The organism is Imperialibacter sp. EC-SDR9, from assembly GCF_902498805.1.
Taxonomy (GTDB): Bacteria; Bacteroidota; Bacteroidia; order Cytophagales; family Cyclobacteriaceae; genus Imperialibacter.
The window spans coordinates 114,239-134,143 of record NZ_LR701578.1 but is presented as its reverse complement, the minus strand read 5'-3'; the positions used below and the strand labels follow the sequence as shown (position 1 = coordinate 134,143).

The following is a 19,905-nucleotide window of genomic DNA, read 5'->3' as shown; positions in this document are numbered from 1 at the left end:
CCGATTGAAGTAATGATAATTTACAAAAAAATACCAAATTTAGCTTTGTTCTAAGGCAGAAGGTTGGCTCGATTTTTTGACGTAATGCAAACTGTATTTAAGAATAGAGACCTTTACTGTTGTTCCATTGGTTCGGATAAATTCAACATTTCCACCCAGCTCCTCAACCAGAGATCGAATGAGTCCGATTCCGAAAGATTTTACCTTATTCGGATGCAAGTCCGCATCGGGAATTCCGATTCCGTTGTCCTTGACCACCAAAAGAAGTTTTCGCCCCTTTTTCTCAAACTGAATGGAAAGAAGATTCTTTCTTCCTTTTTTAAAAGCATGCTTGAAAGAATTGCTGACCAATTCATTTATAATCAGCCCTATTGGAAGGGAAGTGTCGACGCTTAGGTGCAATTCTTGCAGTTTATATGCCAGCTGAATTTCATTATCGCTATAGCCATGGGAGGAGATCAGGCCATCTATCAACTTCTTGATGTAGTTATCTATTTGTATGCTGGAAAACCGGTCGTGCTGGTAGAGGCATTGATGGATTAGCGCCATGGCTTTCACCCTATCACGTCCCTCTAATACTGCGTTTTGGGCCTTTTCGTCAGTTAGCTGGCGGGATTGGAGCTTGAGCAGGCTGCTGATTACCTGGAGGTTATTTTTTACCCGATGGTGAATTTCGCCCAGCAGCACGTCCTTTTCCTGATTCTTAAGCGCCAATTCTATCCTTTGCTGATCGATAAAGTCTTTTTGAGAGCCGAGCTTTCTGACATACTTCTGGCGTTTGTAATAGGCGAAACCAAATAAGAGGACTGCTATTGATACCACCCCTACCATGAGCTCCCGCTGGAAGAGCTTAGCTTTTTGGGCCGCATTTTGGGCGTTCAATAGTTCTATTTCCTTGTTCTTCTTTTCTGTGTCATATTGAACCTGTAGTTGAGCTATCTGTAGTAAGCTTTCTCCATTAAATAGTTGATCCTTCAAAGCTGAGTGTTCTTTCATATAGAACATTGCTTTTTCATGGTTCCTGATGGTCGAGTAGAACTCCGATAATAATTCTAAGCTGTTAAGAATCGATACTACCACATGGCTTTTCTTTGCTTCAAGCAGAGACCTGTTGGCGAGTGTCATGGCTTCTTCCTCCCGATCTAGCTTCATTAAGTACCTGGCTTTTAACGACCAAAGTTTGATGCAAAAGGGATTATATGCCATTCCCTCTACCATTGCCAGTGATTGGTTCAGGTAGGTGAGGCCTTCGGGGTATTCCTCCATAAGAAAATATAGGCGGGCCAAATTTCCACGAACAATTGAAATACTGTGTCTCGTGCCTATGGAGTCCCAGATGGCCATGGCTTCAAGAAAAACCCGCTCCGAGTCCAGGTAGTTGCCCCTTTCCCTTAATGCCTCACCTAGCTCGTGGAGGTGCCCGGCGTACTGATTCATTGTGCCCGATTTCAATATTTCTTTTGCACCGGCCTGCAGGTAATAGACTGCGGAATCGTACTTTTCGTAGTTATAGTAAACACTCCCGATATTGTTAAGGCTCGAACCCAGGTCTCCATTTTTTTTCTTTCTCTCCTCTGCCAATACCTTCCTGTGGTAGGCAAGGGCCTCTTGAAGCGCCCTATCTCTAAAAATTTCGCCTCCAAAATTGTAGAAGTTTGTTCTGCTCGTAAAGCCGGGAATCGTGTTCCGGATTTGTAGGGCTTTTGTAGAGTATTTGATCAATTCGGGAAAGTTGGCGAGCTGATGGTGAACAAGGGCGATGTTGTCAACGTTGTGCGCCATTTTGCTTTTTTCTCCCAGTGTTTCGTTGATCTCCAAAGCCTTCTGGTGGTAGTACAGCGCCGAATCGTAGAACGTGTGATAATGGAAACACAACCCCAGATAAGAGAAGTTTTTGGCCAACATTGCCGAATCTTTGAGCGTGGTGTATAGCACAATAGATTGATGGTATCTGCTTTCAGCGTCGGCGTAGTAGCCATTGAGCCAACGTTCTACCCCGTACAAAAAGTGAGCTCTGGCAATTCCTTTTTTGTACTTCACGGCACTAGAAAATATAAACGCTGAGTCAATAAATGCTGGCATCATCCATATGTTGACGTCTCTGATTTCCTCCGCCAGGCCCAGGTACACTTCAGCTTTTTCAGTTGTGTTTCTTGGCGTTGCTAGTATGCGTTTCAGACTGTCGAATTTACTTGTAGTCTGTGGCCATGCAGGCATGGCAACTGCCAGAAGAAAAATGGCAGCGAACGCCCACCTCACCATGAATTTGCAAACACACGATCTAAAAATGCTCATTTGAATGGCGCCTTTAGTAGCCAATATTTTCATTCGGAAGAGAAATCAGCCTGCTCGGAAAAGGTTTCCCCTGTCTCGCAAAAATAGTTTGATTTTGATTTAAAGGGGATGCTAATTCCCTTAGGATCAATGAGTTTAATTTAGCTATGTTTCTGATTTAAAGCTTTATCAAATGATAAAAATTATGAAAGCGTCAAAAAGCTCCACCCTAATAGCGCTAGCTGCTGCAATCATTTTTTTCAATGAATCGGCATTTTCGCAGTGGGCACAATCGCCAGGACCAGAGGGTGGTGATATTGTTGACATTAAACCGATTTCAACGGAAATCTGGATTTCCCTTACCCGATACGGCGGAGTTTATAAGACTGCAGACAGTGGCGACAACTGGATACTAGTAGGTGATGACATATTAGGTGAAGAAGCGACTGGAATCGCCACCCTGGGAACAACCATTGTAGTAGCCACCGAGAACGGAGTGTACAGATCGGCGGACAGTGGTGATACCTGGGCCTTTGCAAATACTGGCTTAGCAGACATAGAATTGCTAAGTGTGGCAGCAATTGGAAGTGAATTTTGGGTTGGTTATACCGGAGGTATCTCTACCTCAGCCGATGGATCATCATGGTCAGCTTTGGGGACTGGCATAGCCAGTAGTTCAGAGATTAATTCCTTTTCACGGGATGGATCAGACCCTGATCTACTCGCAGCCGCATCCGATGAAGGTCTATATATGACCGCAGATGGAGGTGCGACGTGGGGTACTGTCAATGTAACGGGTGCACCCTCTCAGGATTTTTCTTCCGTCGCCTTTGGCTTCCCTGATGAGCTGGTAGTTACCGACTTCCAGGGTGGCTCGTTTTTCAGCGACGACGCTGGCGCCACCTGGAATGCTGTTGGTGGCTTGTCGCCGGAGGGTTTTTACCGTGTATTTCCGGGCCCCAATGGAGTTTATGCCGGAACAACCGACGGCCTCTTGCTTTTTGCCTTTGAGGGCTCCACCTGGGTACAAGCTTTTGAAGCCATTCCCAGCAATATAAATGTCACAAGTTTTTATGCTGCAGACGTGTCAATGATTGGTACCACTGGCGGAATTTTCCGAAGCACGGATGCCGGGGTGAGTTGGGTGGAAATAAATTCTGGCATCAATGCTCATAAGATTACTGACTTCAAAAGCAGCGGTGAAGACTTGTATGCGTCTACCAATGGAGGAGGTTTTTTTGTAAGCAGCGACAATGGAAGCTCGTGGACAGCTAAGAATAATGGGTTGGCTGGACTGGGACTCACGATTTTCACTCTGTACAGCGAAGTATCGTTTATTCTGGCGGGTACCGGGAATGGCATTTACAAAAGCACCAACGAAGGAGCTTCCTGGACGGCAGTAAATACCGGATTGAATGGCTTGCCTGTTGTAAATATTGTTGGCCTTGGTGATACATATTTTGCTTTGGAGCTACTGGGCGGAGTGAGTAAGTCCACTGACAACGGTGTCACCTGGAGTAGCGCAAATGGCACGACTGGTAATGAGATCAATGGGATTCCTTTAACATTGACATCCGATTTGACCAACATATATACGGGAAACTTCTTTGGTGATATTATTTCCAAATCTTCTGACGATGGAGACACATGGGTAGCTGCCGATAACGGAATTGCTAATACAAGTGGCTTTAATACTGCCACCTATCTATATGTCCTTGGTAGCAGTATCTATGCATCTACGGCTGAGGGCTTTTACAAATCCTCAAACAAGGGAGATTCGTGGACTGCAGCTGGAACAGGACTGACTGGGGCTGTCCTTGGCCATGCCATTCTAAGTTTGGATGAATTGTATTTTTCTGTTGAAGACAATGGCGTTTATGTGTCGGACGATTTGGGAGACAATTTTACATCCTACAATACAGGTCTCAATAATTTATCGACAGGCCCTCTAATTGTAAAAGCATCAACCCTATTTGTAGGCACCAATGGTAGTGGGGTATGGGGCGATGGGGTCACATTTACTCCAAGCAGTGTCCCGGATGCGCCGGCAGCTCCTACTTTTGGCACCATTAGGAATAGCTCCATTGTAGTTAATTGGGCTGCACCCAACGACAACGGCAGCGCCATCACAAGTTATGTGCTTGAGCAGAAATTGGGAAGTGGCGGAGACTTTGCAGCAACATTTACCGGAGATGCGCTGACTTTTGCATCCACCGGCCTTGCTTCCAATCAAGAGTATTTTTACCGTGTCAAAGCCACAAATGCTATTGGAAGTTCGTCCTATTCTTCAGAAGCTAGTGCAACCACTTTGGCCGGGCCACCGAGCAAACCGGTGGCTCCAACCTTCGGAGCCATTACTTCAACTTCGATCGTGGTCAACTGGGCGGCACCTGCTGATAATGGCAGTGCTATCACCAGCTATGTGCTTGAGCAAAAGCAAGGGGTTGGAGGAGCATTTTCGGAAGTATTTAATGGTAATGGTCTGACCCATACGGCTACGAGCCTCACCGACAATCAGGAATACTTTTACCGGGTAAAGGCAGTAAATTCCGTTGGATCATCCGATTTTTCAATTGAAGCAAGTCAGGTAACAACAAACAATATTGCACCAACAGTTGTGTCATTTTCACCAGCCAACAACGCCGTAGCAGTAGAAGTTGAGTCAGCCCTGGTTTTAACATTTAATGAGAGCATTCAGAAGGGAACCGGTAATATCTATATCAAATCGGGAGTCGATGGGTCAGTGGTGGAAACGATTGATGTAACCTCAGACAAGGTCACCATTAGCGGTGCTGCGGCGACATTGCAGCCCGGAGCTAATTTGCCTTTTAGTACTTTGCTTTATGTTTTAATCGACAATACTGCGTTTGAAGACCTTGAAGGTGCTCCCTATGCGGGCATCAGCAGCACCAGCGTTTGGCGTTTCACTACCAAGGACGAGTTTGGTCCTCCTGCCAAACCTGCAAGCCCGACGTACGACAATATTACTTCTAAATCGGTGAGGGTAAATTTTGTAAAGCCGGAAGATAATTGTGGGGGTTGCGACATGACTTACACCGTCTTCCGCAGCCTTGGGGGCGTAAATATTAAAAACGAAAACGGAGGAAACTTCAACGCCGACACAGGAACGCTTACTGTTGGTGGCCTTTCACCCGATGCCGAATATGCTTTCGCCGTTACAGTGACAACAGAATACGGTTCAGCCTCCTCCGATCCAGCGTCAGTAACAACAAAAAGTAACGGAGTACCGGTTATTGAGGCTCAGTCTTTTACCATTGATGAAAACAGAAGCAACAGTGAGGTTATCGGGCTTATTGCAGCCTCCGATCCAGATGACGATGTATTAACGTATTCAATTACTGCTGGAAATACGGGAGATGCCTTTACTCTGAATGGTGTCAATAGCCTTTATGCGCATAACTCGACAGCACTTGATTACGAAACTAATCCGGTGTTTAATTTGACCGTCGAGGTTAGCGATGGCAGGGGAGGAACATCAAGTGCCATCGTCACAGTTAATCTAAATGACCTGGGCCCTGCAATCGGCGATCAGACATTTACTATTGATGAAAATGCCCCAGAAGGGACGACTGTCGGAAACCTTGTTGCCACGACAGGTGATGGTGAATTGACTTTCGCCATTTTGGACGGCAATACCAATGATGCCTTTACGGTATCCAAGCTGGCGCCATTTATTTCTCGCTTAACCGTTAATAACACACTAGCACTTGACTTTGAAGTCACGCCATCATTTAGTCTGACAATGGAAGTCAGTGATGGACAAGGCGGTACGGCTACTGCCATCGTCACAGTCAATCTCAACGATGTGAATGAGGTTGTAGAGCCCGAAAACTTGCCTCCATTGATTTCAAACCAAAGTTTTTCGGTCTCAGAAAATTCGCCAGAAGGGATTGGTTTGGGAACTATCGCTGCTTCTGATCCAGACGATGACCCGCTCACTTACTCGATTAGCTCGGGAAATGTGGGCGATGCTTTTGAATTAAACTCAAACCACGACCTCATTGTCAAGTCTTCAGCAGCACTTGACTTCGAAACTACCCCTGTTTTCGAGCTGGTGGTGGAGGTAAGTGATGGCGAATTGTCGGCGTCGGCTACCATTACAATAAACCTGATTGATGTCGAGGAGACTGAAACTGGAGTCGAAGATTTTTATGACGGCAGAATTAGTATCTACCCGAATCCAACCAAAGGTATAGTGACTATCACGTCGCAAGGGGTAAAGCTGAGCGACTTTACTTTTAAAGTGGTCAATGCAGCGGGGCAGGAATTCCCAACACTAGTAGAACACCACGAGGCAAAATCTGTGACAGTTAATTTACTTGATAGTCCGGCGGGCATCTATTTTTTAGTGACCGAAATAGAAGGTGCAATTGTGGTCAAGAGGCTATTCAAAAACTAAGACTGGATCTATTGTCGTTGTCCTAAGTCTTAATCCATCGCAACAACAAACACGGGAACTTTGAGGAGGCCTTCCAAAACGGAAGGCTTCCTTTTTGTCGTAGCACAGAATCGAGTAGTGCTTTGGTAAGAGCAAAGGAAATTTCTATTTCAAGGGCACACCATGATGGGTCGGCGGATGCTCAACTTACCTCCAGCTTATACCCCTTCCCATGCACATTCGTAATTTTCACGTTGGGATCGGCTTGCAGTTTTTTGCGAAGTTTAGACACAAACATGTCGAGGCTGCGTCCGACGATAACGCCCTCATCTTCCCAAACCTCTTTCATGAGTTTATCCCTCTCCAGCACCATGTTGGGCTGTTTGGCGAAGAGTGTCAGAATCTTTGCTTCTTTTGCCGTAAGGTCGATGATCTCGTCTTTGTGCTTCAGCATTCCGTTGTGCAGGTCAAAGGCAAACTGCCCAATCGAAAGTGTGACTGGTTGCTTTTGCTCATTGTGTGCAGTGGGGGATTTTCTTAGGTAAATAAACCCCGCCAGAAGGAGGCAGGTAAGGGCCAGGCCGCCCAGCTTCCATTTCCCACCAGCAAGTAGAATGGATCGTTCAAAGGTAATTTTGATCGCATAGCAACCCACCGGTTGGTCTCTGCCTTTACAAGGCACCAGGGTATTCTCCTCCGTACCGGCCTTTTGGTAACTGTACACAACCAAATTACCAGTACACTCCATCACGTTCACCACATAGGCGCTGGGTATAATTTTGGAATTAATGCCGGGAGCAAGTGCCTCGTGGATGACCTTTACCAGTGTGTCGGTGGTGAATGTCAGAGGGTTTTCGAACCGGATCAAGTAGATGTTATTATCAACTTTTGTTACCGGAAGTACTCTTGATGATGAATCTCCCGCCGCCAATAGCACTCTATAGCCTACGTTGCGCATGGCTATTTCCGTCTTTTCGCCAGCCAAGGGTGGCGAATCACTGCCGGTAAGAAGGAGAACTGTAGCCAGGAGGCCAATTGCCAAACATGTCCCTGCCAAGATGGTCTTCATAACCTAAAGGTACTGCTTTGCAGGGAGCTATGTTTAGCTTTTACAACTGTTTACACTCTTTTTACATTTGTTTTACTATTGACGGACAGGGTGATGCCTAGGTTTGGGGCAAACAAACAGACAACAAGATGCTGAAATTACTTCTAGGTGTCCTTTTGATGATGAAGGTCGGAGCCGTGCAGGCGCAGGCGGTCAACCCACTATTGTTGCTATCGAAAGAACAGCTAAAAGAAAGGCGGGATCAGATCATACAGGACAATGAGTTTGTGCGCAATGAGGTGGGCAGGCATACCAATATCCATGTGGACTGCCTGCTGCTTAACGGCGTGCCGTTTGATGTGGCGTTGCTTGATACGAAAAGTTGGGGGCTAATGTCGCTTGTGAGGGGAAAGCCGGGAAGCCCTGAGCAGGAACGCATTCCATTCAGGGCTTATCTGAGAAGAGAGGACATTATCATTTACAATGGGTTCTTTCAGAACCCCGTGTATGAGGTGTCCATTTCTAAGGTGCTTTCAGGTGCCAAGCCCGGCGACGTAATAATTGTGGAGCCAGTGAGGGACGAGGACTACAAGGCTAAAAGGGTGCTGAAGCTGATCGATTGAGAGGCTGGGTGTGAAGACACACCCACAAACACTTTGTCGTTCCCGGTAATGTCTTCATGGCGGAAGGTGAGCCGTTTAAAACCTGGCACCCACTGCTACGGTGGTGCGCACCACATCCTTCTGGCCAGAGGAGTTGAAGTACTCCACCTGTATGATGTAAACACCCACTCTTGCCATTTCACCCATGTCGGTGGAGCCATCCCAGCGGAAGAAGCTGCCATCTGCAACGGTCTGGCCCTGCGTAAGTGTTTTGATTTTTCTGCCTGCCATGTCGTAGATATAGACGTCAATACGGGTGTTGGCCAGGGAACTGTCGAAGGTGATTTCAGTGAACCCGTTCAGACCATCGCCGGGGACAAAGGCCTGCGGTTCGGCGGATACTTTTCCGGTAGCGGGTTGCCCGGCCCTTTGGTTGGCATTGTTGTAACCTGGGGTTGCAAAGCCTGTCGTCGATACGCCTGACTCCCAGTTCTCCGGGCTGTTGGTTTCGTGCTCAACTGATACCCTTTCCAAAGCCACTCCTTTGACATCCTCAAGAAAAGGTGAGTGGAGATCTTCATCGTAATTGAACCAGTCGAGTACCCGGCCATCGGCATTTCGGATGATCACTCCGCCTTCCGTGTTGGGGTAAGTGGGTAAGTCCGCCTCGAAAAACGTTTCCTCTTTACCCGAGGGGTAATCTGCCTTCAGGATCGTGGGCGATTCCGTTAGCACCAGAAAATCACCAGGCGCCAGCAGGTGATTTGATGTGGTAATGGTATTGAAATCATTGGGTTCTCCCGTAGCCGTTGTGATGTTGCCAACTTCCCAGCCTTTGATGTCGAGGTATTTATCAGACCTGTTGTACAGCTCCACAAAATCGACGCCACCGCTTCTGGGGTTGAACAAGATTTCGTTGATTACCACATCCAGGCTGTCAGAGGGTGAGGGAAGGATGAAGCTGGCGGACAATTGCTCTGTTGTGCTGATGTTTCCCCGGCAGTCAACCAGGCCCGAAAGAGAGACAGTATAGAACGTGCCTGGGCGGATACTTTCCTGATGCTGAATAGTAAAACTGTTGGTAAGGAAGTCCGCCTGAACAGTGAGATTTCCGAGCGAAGGCGTAATGCTGATCTGCAATTTATCTGCATCGATGATGACCTGCTCGCTAAGCCGTGCAAGCAGCGTAGAGTCGGAGGTTGGGATAACTTCCATCAGACTTGCGGGAGTGCCATCGCCGAGGGTATTGTTCACCGAATTGGTTTGACCAGGCGTTCCCCCCTTTTCGCTGACCGAGGCACTCCAGTTTTCTTCGCCAGCGCAAGGAAGGTTTACATCGATGATCTCCAGCGACCAGCCGCCATCCTTTTTGCTGCTTTCAGTAAAGAGGCCGTCATCATATTGCATACTATGAAGCAGGTGATCTCCTAGTAAAAGGGAAATCTCGTCGCCATCGTTTTTCAGCGAGGGCATGGAAGTAATAGCGAGCACAGAACCATATTCTTTAAGAAGAGCCAGGTTACCTGCGCTTGAAAGAATGAGCCAGGCATTTGGGGCAACGGCACCGTTAGGAAAGTTAGCTTGCTTGTTCCCGACGATCAAACTCACCCCGTTATAGCTGATCCACTCATCAGTGACGTTGACGATTTCGATGTACTCAGCTTCCGGCAAGCCCTGTGTTGGGTCGGGATCAGGCATGACTTCGGAGATGATGAGTTCTCCAAAACTGGGAGGCCTGCCAACACCTACTGTCATTTCAGCTACCTCCATTTGGTTGCTACTACAGTCCACGACTCCGGCAACGGTGATCATGTACTCGGCACCTAAAGTGAGCGGCTGCTTTAGTGTTGCCAGCACGCTGGTTTGATTTTCTTCCAGTACGAAAGAGGAAACTTCTGGCCCTCCTTTAATAGCTACTTTTAGCGCTGCCAGGCCGACCTCGCTTAGCCATTCTGAGAACCCCAGACTCAGCGTGGTAGGCTCCACGACGGCCACGTTGATGAGAGCCGGCGCAATAGAATCGATTTCAGAGAAAGCCAGAGAGTTGGCAGAGCCTGGCGTACCGCCCAGTTCGCTTCGGGAAGCCGCCCATCGATAATCTTCTCCGCAGGCCGACTCGCCCAAAATCCTTTCCAGCGACCATCCACCCTCATCCTTTTGGGAGTCTTTGTACCAGAAGGTGGTATATACTGTCTGGTCGATGACATCGCCATAGTAATTTATCAGGCTAAGAGAATCTTTAGTGTTGGACAACGCCGACCAGCTTGTCAAGCCCACCACAGAGCCGAAGTTCGCAAGTGAGGCTGTGTCATTAGGAGAGCACAGGATCAAATAGTCTCCCGATGCGAGTTCGCCTTCGCCAAGCGCAAAGGCCTTGTCGCTATTCACGAACTTAAATGCAGAGAGCTCAAAATCAACATCGGAGACGTTGTATAGCTCGACATATTCCACTTCTGGCAATCCGACTGAAGGACTCGGGTCCGCCATGATCTCCGTGATCAGGATTTCTCCAATTTTTGGAATGCTAGGTTTGGTGTAGGTGAATAAAAGGGTGTCGGCTTGCATGACGTTGCCAGAGATGTCCTCGACGTTTTTCACTACCAATTGATAGGTGGTTTTGTCAACAAACTCGTTTTCGAACGATAGGAAAACTGAAAGTTGATCAGCGGCTGTGAACACTACCTGATCCGGTTGAGCAAATCCGATGATAGAATAGTGATTTGGGCTAAGGGCTGTTGAACTGGAAACCTTTTCAGAAAACTCCACGACGACCTCCGAGAACAATCGGGAGAAGGCATTCGCAACAGTCGGCGCTTGTGCATCGATGGCAAACGAGATGGACTGGTCGGGAACTCTCCTGCTCCAAACATCGTACAGCTCGGAAAAAGTGAGTGTCAGGGTTTTGTCGAACGGAAGATTTTCGTCAAAGTAGATGTTCAATTTGTTGGGCTTGTCGGCATCTGGCAAAATGAGAGAGGGGGTAATTTCTTCCGGTCCGACGACCATTTGAGTCACCGTTGAAAGGCTGTCCGCATTGACCGGCACGGTAAGCAAAAGTTCAACAAGCGCCGGGTGATTTGACGTCACCTGCTCAACCAGCGAATGATAGGTAAAGTCAATGGTTTTTGAAGCGCCCAGCGCAATTCCATCTGCTGAGGTCAGGCCGTTGAATGCGAAGGTGTACAGAGAATCTTCTTCGAATTTACCGGACACTTCCAGTTCTAACAGGTGCGCCTCTTTTCCTTGTTTCACGGCCACAATATCATCGCCGGTGACATTCGATAAAGTGCGATCACTGCCCAGCGCTTTGTTGAAGGAGACCAGCGCTTTGCTGGCTGAAATGACCATTGCTTTTCCGGGCTGCAGATCCTCGTTGTTGACGGTAGTACTAATTTTCACGGAGGTATTGCCGTAAAAATCTGAGATGCCATCGATAGCTAGTGGAATGCTATTGACATCAGGAAGGGCCTCAACAAAGGTGAGCATCACCACATTTGAGTCTGGAAGTGTCCTTTTAGCTACAGATGGCTGCTTGCTGCCCAGGAGGTAATGGTCAGGCACCGAAGCAGCGGTGGTAACTGGTTCGGAAAAGGAAATCTCCAGTGTCTTTGGTGACGTAACGACAACCGTCTCCACTCTTGGAGAGAGGGTGTCGTAAACGAATGGTTTGGTCATCGCCTTGATTATTTGATTTCCATAAAGGTCTTTCAGGTTAACCACCGAAAGCTGCTGCTCAGCTTCCTGAGGGAAGGGTTCTCCGAACGAAACTAAGACAGATTTTTTATCTGTTTGCAAAGCTGCTGAATCAGGATGACCATGTCCCTTCCATTCATAGTTGCCTATGGCTTCTGCGTAGGGAGCTTGCAGGCGCTCATTCAGGTAGGCCAACAAGTGCTTGGCGTCCACTGCCACAACAGAGTCTATGGTCGGCGGTTTGGTATCATAGCGGAAAGTATAGTCCGGGGTTATGAGCTCGTCCGCATCTACGCTGACAAGGTTGGAGATCGAGAGCACCAAATCTTTGTTCTCGGAAAAGTTGACTTTGAAGATCAGTCGGGCAATGTTTTTCGCCACTGGAAGTACTTTCAACGGCTTTGCTTCTCCATCTACGGAGTAATTGTCAGCCGATGTCATTGACGTGTTCTCAGGCACCTTATTGAAACTGACCGACAGGAAATTGGCTCCTTCCACCCATACCGAATCGATGTGCTGCAACACGGAAAAGGCCAGGGTGACGGGAGTTCCCATCGCATTCTCCAGTGTGTCTTTCAGGTTGCTCAACTCAATTTCATAAGAGGCACCGAGAGCAAAAGGCTCTTCAAACTCTAGAAGGACTGACTGAGCGGACTCTGTCAGGAGATTGGCTTTCGTAGGAGCAATATTCAGGTCGACTATTTTATAGTTCTCCTCTTTCTCTGCGTCTGTTTCTTTCAAAGGCTCGTCGAACCGGAGCAATAAGCTGCTAAATGAGCGAAGCACCACTTGCACTGGAACCGGAGGCTTGGTGTCATAGTAAAAGTCAATAGACCCGTTGGCCATTGGGTTGCCCGCACAGTCGCTCAGTCCGGATAGCTCCAGGGAATAGTCAGCTTCGGAGATCAAAGGAGTGGTTAGCACAATGGAAAGGGTTTGGTTGTCAGCAAAAGAGAAACTAGCGACATCTTGGCCATTGAGGCTGGCAGCGATGCCAGTCAGGTCAGTGTCCATTTTCTCGCTGAAATGAATAGCGATGGTTTGTTCATCGACAATTTCTACTTCTGCAACAGTGGGGGCGGTGGTGTCAGGCGCATCATCAAAAACAGAGTTTTGTGCACCGGGCGTGGCTCCTTTTTCATCAACCGACGTACGCCAGTTGGCGCCGCTTTCGCAGGCCGGTTGTGGGTTGATTTTTTCGAGAGACCATCCGCCGTCCTTTTCGCTGTCGTCGTTCCAGCTACTGCTAAAAGTTACCTCGTCAATCGTATTTCCAAGCTGGTCTTTTAGTATGATAACCTCTCCAGTATTTGTGAGGATGTTCCAGCTAGTAACGGTAATCGCATTGGCAATACCCTCGTAATCTGCAAAATAAGTAGTCGGCATCAGGGCCAGGTAGGCACCACCAGCCAGGGGGTAATTCCCAATAGATCCACCTGTCAGGTTGAAGCTATTTAGGTTGATAGAGTGGGTACCCGGATTGTAAATTTCCACAAACTCAGCACCTGAGGCGGTGGGCAGGACTGGTGACTCAGGGATGGCGCCTTTTGGGTTGGGGTCGGCGAAAATTTCGGTGATGATGAGTGCGCTAGCTGGGGTTGGTTTCGACACTGCCACAGCTTCGACAAGGTTTTCGGCCAGGGCATTGCCAGCCTGGTTAGAGACCTCATTGACAGTGAGGTCATACGTGAAATTGAAGAAGTCTTCAGCGAAAGTAAGGGTAACAACTTTATCGTCTGCTTCAGAAACACTGGCGGTTTGCGGATTGCCAAAACCGTCATTCAGCGAATAGTTGGAGGTGAGTGTTGCCGAGCCGGGGTCAACAGACTGATTGAACGTGACCTGCAAGCCATTTTCGCCAGTTACGATCACCGCTGTAATCGTCAAAGGCAGGTAAGAAAAAGGAAGCACGGTTGGGTTTGGCGAAAGGGGGGTCGAGGCCTCATCCGTCAGGTTGCTGATGGAGATTTCGTAGCTATCATTGAGCAGACCTGTACCCAGCGTGAGTATCACTTCATTCGGCCCGGTGCCGATAGCTGCCGAGGAGGGCGCCCCGATGCTGTTGTTGATTGTGTAATTTTCAGGTGTTTCAGCAGGCCCAACTGCCACGGCTTTATTGAAGCTGATGATCAATTGATTTTTTGACACCACTTCCACCGATTCAGCAATGAGGGGAACGACAAAATCAAATTCGTAGGCTGCTCCCGGATCGATCTGGCTGTTGCCAGAAGCGTTGGGCAGGCCATTGGGCAAGGCTAGTTGATAGTCCTGCTCGCCCAGGCCTGTCCCGAGTGTGAGCAAAACTTCTTTTGCATTCGAAGGATTCAAAACAGCGCCGGTAGGTGTGCCGATGCCTCCGTTAATAGTGTAGTTCGACACGTTTTCGGCGGCCGCTTCATCGAGCTCGTCGTTGAAGATAAGCTTTAGTTCGGTGGAGGAGGGTGTAATGATTTCTGAAAGGGCGAGTTGGGTGTAGGAGAAGGCAATGGGTTCAACGGTTTCTTGAAGGGTTCCAGTTTGTTCTTTTATCAGATTTGACACGGTCAGCAAGTAATCGTCAGTTGTTAGGTCACTGACCGTTAGTTCGACCACAGAACTGTTGCCACCTGAGCGGGTTGCTGAATTTACTGTAATGCCGTTGTCGATTATGTAGTTAGATGTTTCGCTACCTGTGGCTTCAGTCACTGCTTGATTGAAATGCACCTTGACGGTGTTTTTAGAAATGGCTTCGACACTTTCTACGATTAGGTTAGCTGTGACGCTCAGAGAGCCGAAATAGTAGTTATTTTTGTTAGACGAAGTTTGATTCACCACAATTCCAAATTTTGATGCCGACGTAAATGTGTCGTCGAACACTGATGCTCCATCTTGGATAAAATTATTTCCCCCAGTAAGGTCGGCGGCTAATGTCCAGTTTCCAACGTCATCTCTCGTTACACGTATTCTGGCGTTTCCCCCGCTGGCCATTGCCGCATCGAAGGAGTGCATGATTCTAGATGTATTTGTGCCATTTTGCCTGTAAAGATCCACTCCGTCATTTGAACCACTTTCACCAATTCTTATGAAATAGCCATTTAAACCAGTTGTAAGATTCTCCTGATCGGCCGCCAAGTAAATCCTCATGTTGTTGGTATTGCTTGGCGACACGGAAAGTTTTACGCTGAACTCCCAGGTTGTCCATTTGATAAACTGATTGGGTGTGCTGATGAAATAAGAGGTTTCAATGTCGGGCCCTTGACTTCGCAGTTTACTTTCACCAGCATTGAAAGTAAAATATTCAGTATTTCCCGACCAGGTTGGATTTGTAGTCAAATCCCCATCCGAAAAGTCATCGATTACCTGACAAAGAGAGGAAAATGAAATACAGGATGTAAGAAGAATGGAGCAAACAATAGCTCTAATGATCATAATTGAAAAAAGGTAGGTTGGTCTCTCAATATAATCAATCTGATTATTTCAACTAATAAATAACTGCCATAATTGATTTTTTCATTGCTGGTGAAGTGATGAAAGGCTAAAATCTCAATTGCCATACTGAAAATGGGCATAGGAGATTCATTGCTTTTATGCTAATGTGAGGAAGAGTTTACCGCAGAGGAAATCCTCCTACGCCAAAGGCTTCGGCGGGGAAAGACCACCTGCGCCAGAGGCTTCGGCGGACAAAGGAGGGACACAGAGCAAGAGTCCCGTAGGGACGGAACAGCGGTAAACCCGAGCCTATGCCAATCTCCTGCGAGTGCCGTAGGTACGGCATATACAGTCCGAGCAAATCAGTGGCCTACCCTCGAGGCTGATTAAAGAGGTTACTCTGTCCTGAAGCATAGAGTAACCTCTTTAATCTCCGACGGGTGCAGGGTCAAGGTTCATACCGATTATTCGAAATATGCAACTAAGGTTTCGTTTATTTCGTTTATATTTACAGTAGTAAACCAACAAGCAATATGTCTGACACGCAACTAAACAGTCCGCCCACCCATCAGGAGAGACAAATAGCTAATGAAGGATTTCAAAAGTTAATTGCGGCCATTGATGAAATCGATCATCCTGAGAATACGCCGGAGATTTCCATTCTGGAAACTGGAGAGCCTATTCAGATTCCATTGAAGGTGCTGAAGATGCTGGCTGAGATTCTAAGGAATTACCGGGATGGGAATGCAGTTTCAATCGTTCCCGTGGGCACTGCCTTTACAACACAGAAGGCTGCGGAGTTTCTAAACTGTTCAAGACCTCATGTTACTAAACTGATAGACCAGGGCAAACTGAAGGCAGAAATGGTTGGCCGCCACAGAAGAGTGCAGTTTGAAGACCTTATCAAGTTCAAGAAGAATATGATTAAAGAGAGAAAAGAGGCTTTAATCGAGTTGATGAGAGATTCAGAGGGGTTGGGTTTGTATGAAGCTGATTAACAGTGCGCACTTTACGGCAGTGCTCGATGCCAATGTACTGTTTCCAGTAGTTATCCGTGACTATCTGATTTGGCTGTCGCTCTACGACTTATACACGCCAAAATGGAGTGGAAAGCTACTGGAAGAGTTTACTGACATTTTTCAAAAGAGAAATTTGAATTTATCGCCAGAGCAAATTAGTCGGCAGGTCAAACTTATTAATAAAGCCTGCCCTCATGCGCTTGTAGAAAGATACGGAGCCATTATCCCCTCGATAAAACTTCCTGATGAAAACGACCGTCACGTGGTAGCAGCAGCTATCAAATGCAACGCTAATGTGATTGTCCCATACAACCTGAGGGACTTCCCAAACGAATACTTAGAATCGGTGGGACTAGTTGCCGTTGATCCGGATACCTTCATTGCCGATATGATAGACCTATCTCCAGAGAGGTGTTGTGAGGCTTTTCGGGAGATGGTGCTTACGAAGAATAAGCCTCCGTACGATGAGCAGCAATATCTGCATATTTTGCGGCGGAATAAGCTTGTTCAGACGGCTGATGAATTGGACAGGCACCTCGCATAATCCACAGGGAATATCTCCGGGGATTCCTGATTGGCATGTTTCCACCAGTGGCAGAGTTTGTAGCAGAGTTGCACAGTGCAAGAGTGCCGTAGGTAAGGCATATACAATCCGAGCAGATCAGTGGCCGACCCTTGAGGCCCATTAAAGAGGTTACTCTGTCCTGAAGCACAGAGTAACCTCTTTAATTCGAACAAATTTCCGAAGTCACCGGTGGGCGGAACAGGCAACAAGCGCCGACTGGATTGTGGGTCTTGTCGCTCCGATCAGCAGGGGCTAAGCTTCTGCTGCTTACGCTTTCTTCATCTTTTCCCGAAGTGTTTTCCTGTCAATACCAAGCACCCTAGCGGTGAGCGATACATTATTTTGATTGGCAGCGAGCACATCCGCTATATATCCCTTCACCATGTCGTCCAGTGTCCTGTCAAGAGTGCCTGACTGTGAGGCTGAAAACCGGAAGGCCTCCGGTAGGTCCGGCACATCGATGGTTGACTCGTCGGCCAGGATAACCAGGCGGTGCATCAGGTTTTGCAGCTCACGCACATTGCCCGGCCATGCATAACCCTGAAGCGCCCTGCTGGCTTTGGGCGTAAAGTGCATAGCTGATTTTCCGAGCTCCTTTACGTATTTGGTCAGGAAAAACTCAGCCAGCTGCAATATGTCGGCACCCCGCTCCCGGAGTGGAGGCAAATCGATGGTAATGATGTTGAGCCGGTAGTAAAGGTCTTCTCTGAACAGCCCCTTTTTAATCAGCTGCATAAGATCCACGTTGGTAGCTGCCACCACACGCAGATTCACCTTCAGCGATTTTTTAGCGCCCACCATATAGAACTCTTTCTCCTGCAACACCCGCAGCAGCTTAGCCTGCATCGCAAGGCTGGTGTTGCTGATCTCGTCCAGGAAGATGGTTCCCTTGTCGGCTGTCTGGAAAAAACCCGGCCGGGTTTCATTGGCTCCGGTAAAGGCTCCCTTCACATATCCGAAGAGCTCACTTTCCAGCAAATTGTCGGGAATGCCACCGCAATTCACGGGCACAAAAGGTGCCTTAGAATCATTTCCGCCATAGTGCAGCGCCCTGGCCACAAGTTCTTTGCCTGTTCCGCTTTCCCCCTGAATGAGCACCGTGGCTTGTGTGGCCCTGGCCTTGGTGATGGTATCAAAGACCTGCACCATGCCCTCTGAGGCACCAACGATCCCAAAGGTTTGCGGTGATAACTCCTTCCCTGACTTTTTCTTATGGCTCGTTTTTTTGAGGGCATTTTTCACCGCCTGAAAAAGCTCCTCATCGGTAAAAGACTTCACAAGGTATTCTTCTGCCCCTATTTTGATGGACTCTACGGCACCCTGGATGGATGGAAACCCGGTGATGACAAGAATGGCCACCCCCTTGAAGTTTTCAGAAACATGACGCACCAGTGTAAGCCCGCTTTCGCCGGGCATTTTCAGGTCGGTAATCAGCAGGTCTATGCTGATTGTTTCCAGAAGCTTGATGGCCGACTGTACATTGCTTGCAGCGAACACATGGTAGCCTACAGATTCGAGATTGCGCCTGATCAGCTCCACCGTTTCGGGCGAGTCATCCACAATCAGCACCTCATGGGCTGGAGAGTTTTCTTTTTTCATTGCGCCGCCTGTTTGATGGGTAAGCTGATTTCAAACTTCGAGCCCTTTCCTTTGGTGCTTGATACCCGAATGCTGCCGCCGTGCGAATCGATGATGCCCTGCACTACCGACAGCCCAAGCCCCGTGCCGTGCCCCAGAGGTTTTGTGGTGAAAAACGGTTCAAATATCCGTTTCATTACCGAAGCTGGCATTCCTGTGCCGCTATCTTTTACTTCCAGAAGTATATTTTTTGCTTTGTGGCTTGTGCTTACGGTTATCTTCCCCTCACCAGAGGTGGCATGCACGGCATTGGTGATGAGGTTTACAAGTACCTGGCTCATCTGCACAGGGTCTGCCTCAATCAAGGGGAGGTTCGGATCCAGCCGCTGGATAATATTGATGCCCCGCTCCTGAAAGCGAACATCAATGAAGTACAGTGTGTTGGCGATGGTGGTGTTGAGATTGACCTCCACGATTTGCTGGGGCATTTGCCGGGAGAAAATCATCAGCTTCTTTATTATCTCACGGGTATACAACGATGCCTTGATGATTCGCTCAAGGTCTTGCTGCTGCTGAAAGTTCAGCTCCCCTCCTTTTTTAAGCAACTGAGCGAAGCCGAGTATTTTACCAAGTGGTTCGTTCATCTCGTGTGCGATGCCTGCTGTGAGCTCGCCTACAAATGCCAGTCGCTCGGCATGCTGCAGGTGCGTTTTTAGCCTTTGTTTATCCTCCTCCGCCGCCGCCCTGCGGATAAACGACAAAAGCTCACTGGCCACAATCTTGAGCAGGTTTTCTTCCTCCGGCAAAAAAGCGGAGTGTTTGTCGGTGAGTCCTTCGCCTTCCCTGTAGCCGACCTTGATAACGCCATAATCGGCATCCCCCACTTTCAGGGGCGACGACAAATGCCACCTGCACGCTCCGAAGCGGGACGTTGCGTAGGTTTTCTTATTCACCTTGATTTGAACCTCAGCAAGCTGGGGATACTGCATGGCCTCCGGCAAAATCTGCAATGTTTTTGTGAGTATGGCCTTCAGGTCGTTGTGCTGCTCCCAGGCAATTCTGGAAAGCTCATAAAGGCAGTTCAATTCCTTTACCCGTTCTTTCAGCTGAAAATCTGTCGATTGCTCATTCATAGGTTCTGCTCAAAGCTAGAAATACTTCGCCACAATTTACCCGTCCTTCTGTTGGAAACACGTATTTGAAGCGAGGAATAATTCCCCAGTGGGTATTTTTTGCTCACCATCAAGATATTGAAACTACACTACGGTAGAATAAAGGGGGTTTTATCGTGGCACGCTTCGTGCATGATACATCGTCAA

Annotated in this window: 9 protein-coding genes; 4 read left to right on the top strand and 5 right to left on the bottom strand. The window is 48.0% G+C overall.

Annotation, left to right across the window (positions count from 1 at the left end; genetic code table 11):
• Positions 1-39 precede the first annotated feature (39 nt).
• On the bottom strand, positions 40-2,295 hold the full coding sequence (locus GC130_RS07520) for a histidine kinase dimerization/phosphoacceptor domain -containing protein (protein WP_193217802.1): 2,256 nt from the start codon (positions 2,293-2,295) through the stop codon (positions 40-42).
• 184 nt (positions 2,296-2,479) lie between these two features.
• Between GC130_RS07520 and GC130_RS07515 the strand changes: the two genes are divergently transcribed.
• Positions 2,480-6,694, top strand: coding sequence for a cadherin domain-containing protein (locus tag GC130_RS07515; RefSeq protein ID WP_193217801.1), 4,215 nt, complete (start codon positions 2,480-2,482; stop codon positions 6,692-6,694).
• A 181-nt stretch (positions 6,695-6,875) separates the two neighbouring features.
• On the opposite strand, the gene GC130_RS07510 is transcribed toward GC130_RS07515, so the two are convergent.
• Positions 6,876-7,742: a helix-turn-helix domain-containing protein gene (locus GC130_RS07510; protein WP_151997665.1), complete on the bottom strand. Its 867-nt coding sequence runs from the start codon at positions 7,740-7,742 to the stop codon at positions 6,876-6,878.
• Positions 7,743-7,870: 128 nt separating this feature from the next.
• On the opposite strand from GC130_RS07510, the gene GC130_RS07505 reads away from it, so the two are divergent.
• Positions 7,871-8,344 (top strand): hypothetical protein, encoded by a 474-nt coding sequence (locus GC130_RS07505; protein ID WP_151997664.1) that lies wholly within the window; start codon positions 7,871-7,873, stop codon positions 8,342-8,344.
• 75 nt (positions 8,345-8,419) lie between these two features.
• Here GC130_RS07505 and GC130_RS07500 read toward each other — a convergent pair whose 3' ends face one another.
• Positions 8,420-15,424: a lamin tail domain-containing protein gene (locus GC130_RS07500; RefSeq protein WP_151997663.1), complete on the bottom strand. Its 7,005-nt coding sequence runs from the start codon at positions 15,422-15,424 to the stop codon at positions 8,420-8,422.
• Between the two features lie 533 nt (positions 15,425-15,957).
• Here GC130_RS07500 and GC130_RS07495 point away from each other — a divergent pair.
• Positions 15,958-16,422, top strand: a complete 465-nt coding sequence (locus tag GC130_RS07495; protein WP_151997662.1) for a helix-turn-helix domain-containing protein — start codon at positions 15,958-15,960, stop codon at positions 16,420-16,422.
• On the top strand, positions 16,409-16,987 hold the full coding sequence (locus tag GC130_RS07490; RefSeq protein ID WP_226940400.1) for a PIN domain-containing protein: 579 nt from the start codon (positions 16,409-16,411) through the stop codon (positions 16,985-16,987). Before GC130_RS07495 ends, GC130_RS07490 begins: the two co-directional genes overlap by 14 nt.
• A gap of 288 nt (positions 16,988-17,275) precedes the next feature.
• Here the strand turns inward: GC130_RS07490 and GC130_RS07485 are convergent, their stop codons facing one another.
• The gene (locus GC130_RS07485; protein ID WP_151997661.1) at positions 17,276-18,607 is read right to left on the bottom strand and encodes a sigma-54 dependent transcriptional regulator; all 1,332 of its coding nucleotides are present in this window, start codon (positions 18,605-18,607) and stop codon (positions 17,276-17,278) included.
• Positions 18,604-19,719 (bottom strand): sensor histidine kinase, encoded by a 1,116-nt coding sequence (locus tag GC130_RS07480; RefSeq protein ID WP_151997660.1) that lies wholly within the window; start codon positions 19,717-19,719, stop codon positions 18,604-18,606. The genes GC130_RS07485 and GC130_RS07480 overlap by 4 nt, the downstream gene beginning before the upstream one ends.
• Positions 19,720-19,905 lie beyond the last annotated feature (186 nt).

Excerpts from the sequence above, each read along its gene's own strand:
- GC130_RS07515 (WP_193217801.1), top strand. The coding sequence starts at position 2,480 with ATGAAAGCGTCAAAAAGCTCCACCCTAATAGCGCTAGCTGCTGCAATC.
- GC130_RS07490 (WP_226940400.1), top strand. The coding sequence starts at position 16,409 with ATGAAGCTGATTAACAGTGCGCACTTTACGGCAGTGCTCGATGCCAAT.
- GC130_RS07485 (WP_151997661.1), bottom strand. The coding sequence starts at position 18,607 with ATGAAAAAAGAAAACTCTCCAGCCCATGAGGTGCTGATTGTGGATGAC.
- GC130_RS07495 (WP_151997662.1), top strand. The coding sequence starts at position 15,958 with ATGTCTGACACGCAACTAAACAGTCCGCCCACCCATCAGGAGAGACAA.
- GC130_RS07505 (WP_151997664.1), top strand. The coding sequence starts at position 7,871 with ATGCTGAAATTACTTCTAGGTGTCCTTTTGATGATGAAGGTCGGAGCC.
- GC130_RS07480 (WP_151997660.1), bottom strand. The coding sequence starts at position 19,719 with ATGAATGAGCAATCGACAGATTTTCAGCTGAAAGAACGGGTAAAGGAA.
- GC130_RS07500 (WP_151997663.1), bottom strand. The coding sequence starts at position 15,424 with ATGATCATTAGAGCTATTGTTTGCTCCATTCTTCTTACATCCTGTATT.
- GC130_RS07510 (WP_151997665.1), bottom strand. The coding sequence starts at position 7,742 with ATGAAGACCATCTTGGCAGGGACATGTTTGGCAATTGGCCTCCTGGCT.
- GC130_RS07520 (WP_193217802.1), bottom strand. The coding sequence starts at position 2,295 with ATGAGCATTTTTAGATCGTGTGTTTGCAAATTCATGGTGAGGTGGGCG.